We start from the raw sequence: 5354 nt of genomic DNA on the forward strand, positions 1-5354 counted from the left end.
TCGGAATCTTAGTCACCCGCTTGGTGCCTTTTCATGGTCGGGGAACCCGACCGAAAAGGCATCCGCTTTTGAAGGGGGATTATGCGAGACAAGACAGGGGGATCTTCTAGGGGTTTCGCTTAACAAAATTGAGTTTTGAGACACCTTCTTATAGCGAAATCCTGTCGCCCCGCTCATGAAAAAAGGTAAGGGCAATCGATCGATTGCCCCTACCTTTCTACTTGAAATTAAATCTATTGTTTTGGTGGCCCAGCGGTAATCACCACTAACCGATCGGGTTGAATCAATTCCTTCGCAACTTGGTTGACTTGCTCTAAGGTGACTGCTTTGATCTTCTTGGGAAACTCACTAATTTCATTAGGATTCAAGCCATAGACGGCATTACCTAGCGTCGCGCCAGCAATCTCATCGGGGGATGCCAGTTCGACGGTGTAATTACTCGCAATACTGCGCTTGGCATTGGCCACTTCAGCGGTAGTGACACCTTTAGTTTGGAGATCTTTCAACAACGCGATCGTGCTGCGAGTGGCTTTTTGGGCATCCTCAGGAGCGGTTTGCATCGAGATGATAAAAGTCCCCTGCCGTTTGCCAGCAGCAAAGCTACTGTAGATTCCGTAGGTTAAGCCTTGACGATCGCGAATTTCTGTACCCAGACGGCTGGAGAGGGTATCGCCACCGAGGATTTGATTTAACACCAAAGCTGAATAGTAGCGCGGATCTTTGCGATCGATCGCCTTATTGCCCAGCAGGGTAATCGCTTGAGTTTTCCCTGGCAGAGACGGGTTTACCTGCACCTGTTTGGCCGGAAACTGTGGCTGTGGATAGTTGAGCTTGACTGGTGTCGCCGTCGCCGACCAGTTGCCCAATTTCTGTTCGAGCAAGCTTTTTACTTGAGCGACTTTAAAGTCACCGACGATCGCCAGAATCGTGTTGCTCGGCAGATAGTGCTGACGATAAAAAGTTTGCAGATCCGCTGGGGTGAGTCCCGTCAACGTTTCCTGAGTGGGGAAAATCGTAAACGGATGATTGAGGGGATAGACCGTCTGCTGGAATTTCTTTCGCGCCACACTATTCGGACTATCTAGCTCCAATTTGAGGGCAGTCAGCGCGCGTTGCCGGCTGAGTTCAAATTTCTGTTGGGGGAAATTGGCATTTTGCACGACATCGCTCAAAGTTTGCAACAACACGGGCAGATCCTTGGATAGAGCATTCCCACCCAAGCCGACACCTTCGCGACTGGCCGCAAATGCTAGTCCCGCACCGCGACTTTCTAGTGTTTGGGCGATCGCTAGAGCCGATTGCGTTTTGGTACCGCTCAGGAGGTTGGTAGCTGTCAGACTGGCCAAGCCAGCTTTGGCAGGATTGTCATACTCGGTGCCAGCTTGAATGTTGCCACTTAATGTCACCGTCGGCGTACTGGCATCGGGGAGCAAGAAGACCCGCAAGCCATTCTTGAGTTTCACCTCTTGGGGCAAGGATTGGTTTTGGCTGGCCGTATCCGGATCGAGTGCGGGGAGATATTTAGCGAGTTCGCTGGGGTCTACCGGCGCACCTGGCGCGAAATTATCGGCAGTTTTACCGCCACCCTCTGCGGGTGCCGCAGTTTTAGCAGTGATTTGGGTCGGTTCAAAAAAGCCGATCGTTTTGAGGTTGGGTTGGAGATATTTTTTGGCAACCCGTTGGACATCAGCGGCGGTGACGCGTTCGACACCGGCTAAGTACTTATCGGTAAATTGATAATCGCCAGTTGTCGTTTGGTCGTTGCCCAGTTGTCGGGCTTGACTATTGATATCGCGATTGCCCAGCAGGTAGCTGGCTTTGAGCTGGGCTTTGGCGCGGGCAATTTCGCCAGCGGCAGCTCCTTTGGTTTGGAGCAGCTTAATCTCTTTATCGATCGCCGCTTCTAGTTTCGGGAGCGATTTACCGACTTCGACGATCGACGAAATCTCATACCAGCCGCCAGCCGCGAGATTGGCCGCACCACCATCGAGACTGGTCGCGATGCCGGTTTCGACGATCGCTTGATACATCCGCGAGCTGCGGCCTTCAGTGAGGACATAATTCATCACATCGATCGCCGGGACGTCAGGATGAGTGGCTTCTGGTAAAGGATAGACCTCGATCGCGATTTGGGTACTACCTGGCTGCTTGAGGGTGAGTCGCCGCTGGGGTTTGGTCGTTGCTGGCGTCACTGTCGGCTTGGCAACTTTCAGCTCGCGCCGGGGAACTTTCCCCACTGTCTCGCGAACTTTAGCCATCAAACTAGCGGTATCGAAGTCGCCGACGACGACTAAGGTGGCATTATTCGGGGCATAGTAAGAGTCGTAATAAGACCGCACTTGCTCGACGGTGAACTTTTCGACATCGGCTTTGGTACCGCCGACAGTCAAACCATAGGGCGTACTCGGAAAAGCAGCGCGTTTGACAGCGCGATCGAGTCGATAACTCGGGCCATTTTCATAGCCTTGCAACTCCGAAATGACGACCCGTTTTTCACCAGTGAGCTTCTCTGTATCGATCGTCGAATTCTGCATTCGATCGGCTTCTAATGTCAACAAACTGCTGAGTTTATTCTTCTCTACCGTCCCAAAATAAGCTGTCTGATCGTAACTAGTAAAAGCATTAAAACTACTACCTAATGCCGCAAACAATCTCCCAAATTGAATCGGTCGATCTTTAGTCCCTTTAAATAACATGTGCTCCAATTGGTGCGCGATGCCATTGACACCAGGAGCTTCATTGCGCGAACCAATTTTGTACCAGACCTGAACCGTGACGACAGGTGCATTGCGGACTTCCTTTGTCAACACTGTCAAACCATTTTCGAGCACTGTCTTTTTGACGTTTGTCGTCAAAGCAGCCTGCTGTGGCAGTACGGCTGGAGATTTGCTGGGCTGGGGGAGAGGTTGTTTGGCCACTTCCGCGACTGCGGCTGACTCTGTCGTAGCGGCTGCGGTAGACTGGGTAGACATCGCTACTTGTGGTGATGCCAAGATCGCACTCAAACACACCCCAAGCAATAACAGCCCAAATCGATACCGTCGCCAACTCACCCAAAAATCTCTAATTTTCAACATCTGTTCTGAATATCTATAATTGATGCACTAACTGAAGATCGTCATCCAAACAATAATTAACTAGCTAGTTTCGATCTAATTTCTGCAATCTATTGGCGACTTATGCCTAAGTTCAGATTCGCTCTAGAAAAGATCTCGAAGACTACTTCTCAGACGACAAAGCTAGTAAATTGTTGCGAGATTACGGCGTTCGTTCGATCCTCAGTTTACTCGATCTATCATCGATCGAAACTCTAGCCGATCGGTCGATTGGCGGGGACGATCTCCACTTGCCAGCAGTTGTAAGTGTAAATGCTCTTGACGCTCGATCGCTCTGACTGGCTGACGATCGCCATCTTCAACAAAAATGCACTCTGAGGAAATCTCAGAGTGCGCTAGATCGATGTCAGCTAGTTAAGTTTTTGGAAATCTAGATATTATGGCTATTCGGACTGTCCCACTCTTTTGAATCTTCAAATCGACTTAGACACCCAGCTTGGCTGCAATTTTGGCCAGTGCCTTACCATTCCCGACGAGCAGGCTGTGGTTTTTATCGACAAATGTGCCTTTAAGTTCAGCAGCAGGAGCTGGTGAAATACTCAGTTTCTTGAGGATTTCAACTACAATTGACTTGTTTTGTAAGAGCAGCTTATGGTTTTTTTCTGCCGGATCGGTTGCTTCGACAGCGGACAAAGAGGGTACTGTCGCACCGACTTTCGTCGCGATTGCGGTAAATGTCTCTTGATTTTGTAAAATTAGAACTTGATTTTGTTCTAGAGGAGTGCCACTAGTCGGAACTTCGCCAGAAGAGGTGATGCCGAGTTTAGTGGCAATTTTCCGAGCTAATGCTCTATTTTTAATCAAAAGTTGTCTGTTTTCTTTAACAAGTGCGCTTTGGTCTGCTTCGGAAATAGCAACAGCAATATTTCTCACTCCTGCGATTTTAGATTTTTGGAAAACCGAAGCATTAGCAGCACCAGTCACACCATTTAAAGTAGCCATGAACGCGCTCAAACCTACGCACATAATCAATTTGCGCATCAACATCATTTTTTATCTCACACTATTGTTTTTTGGTTCAGATGAAAATTTGCTAAATATATTGAAACAAATTTTTCTACCGTATTTAAATTATCAATTCAAACAAATTGATTCTGTAGCGACAATTACTTTTTAATATTGAGTTCGTAAATAGCTTCTTTGTCGATTGACAGTGTACAACTAGATAAATATTTCTGTAACTAAAAATACTTTCTCCCTAATTATTTTAAACCACCGTCATCCCAGAGCAGTTGTTCAGTTGCTAGGGAAAAGTAGATCGAGAAATTGAGTTCGATCGTCCTAACTGCTGTTGCTGTTGCCATAAATCGAAAATCCCCCTAACTCGCAATTTAGTTAGGGGGATTAATTCAAAGCGGAGTCTTTCCGGCGAGGTTCCCTCGCCATGGAAAAGACCCAAGCAGCTAGCCACTAGCAACTGAAGTTAACTATTTGGCTTCACATCTGGCAACAGACACTTATCTGAATCGCAACCCGCAGGGCCAGATTCTTCCGATTTGTTGCCCAAGTCATAACGACTCAACGCTGTATGGAATTCAGCGGTCTGGCGTCGCTGCATCACACCCACCATCATGTCATCGAATGTCGCCTTGTCGATCGGTTCAAACGGCAAACGCGGGAACGTCTGATGGTCGTCGAACCGCGCCAATAGAGCTGCTGAGATATAACCCTCATCATCCCGAATCGCCTCAAAAATCCGTTTGCCCAGGGCATCTACTTCATTTTCGCGCAATTCGATCGTCGCACTGGTATTGTGACGAACGTAATGTTGCTGGACGCCCATGTAGAAGTCCATCTGCGCTAGGGCACTAAATTGACCGATTTCGATCGAGTCAGCACCAGGCAGATCCGCCCAAGATACCGCCACGGGAATTTCGATCAACCATTCCGTACAACGCGAGTCGTAGGCATCGTCCAGCAGATTGCCATTCTCGTCTTTATCAGACTGAGAGGGAATCACGCTATACCCATAGTCGATACAGGCGAGGGCTACGGGGTCATCCTTGCGGAAAGTGATCCGGCGGATAAAACGTTGCGCTTTGGGTGCGTGCCAGCCTGGAGAAGCCCCAGTCAGCAGCGATTTGGTACCCGATGGTTGAACGGTGGTACACCGATTTGGCCGTTTGATGCCATGTCGATCGCAATATTCCCACACTGTCTGCTCGTCGACTTCGCGCCAAGTATTTAGGTATTCGTGTTCTTTCTGCTTGTAAGCAATCCCCGCCGCCGTTGCCGGAC

Annotated in this window: 2 protein-coding genes and 1 pseudogene; all 3 read right to left on the reverse strand. The window is 48.8% G+C overall.

Going from position 1 to position 5354, the window contains the following annotated elements; all coding sequences use genetic code 11:
• Positions 1-233: 233 nt before the first annotated feature.
• Positions 234-3077, reverse strand: coding sequence for a pitrilysin family protein (locus tag RMO84_RS20690; protein ID WP_310490323.1), 2844 nt, complete (start codon positions 3075-3077; stop codon positions 234-236).
• A 462-nt stretch (positions 3078-3539) separates the two neighbouring features.
• The gene (locus RMO84_RS20695) at positions 3540-4058 is read right to left on the reverse strand and encodes a hypothetical protein (RefSeq protein WP_310490324.1); all 519 of its coding nucleotides are present in this window, start codon (positions 4056-4058) and stop codon (positions 3540-3542) included.
• 481 nt (positions 4059-4539) lie between these two features.
• A pseudogene (locus RMO84_RS20700) lies at positions 4540-5354 on the reverse strand (ribonucleoside-triphosphate reductase, adenosylcobalamin-dependent); the annotation flags it as partial.

It is taken from the genome of Chamaesiphon sp. VAR_69_metabat_338 (assembly GCF_031423935.1).
In the GTDB taxonomy this organism is placed as follows: Bacteria; Cyanobacteriota; Cyanobacteriia; order Cyanobacteriales; family Chamaesiphonaceae; genus Chamaesiphon.

What these genes read in the sequence shown, in the direction of transcription:
- RMO84_RS20690 (WP_310490323.1), bottom strand. Translation starts at nt 3,077, where the DNA reads ATGTTGAAAATTAGAGATTTTTGGGTGAGTTGGCGACGGTATCGATTT.
- RMO84_RS20695 (WP_310490324.1), bottom strand. Translation starts at nt 4,058, where the DNA reads ATGGCTACTTTAAATGGTGTGACTGGTGCTGCTAATGCTTCGGTTTTC.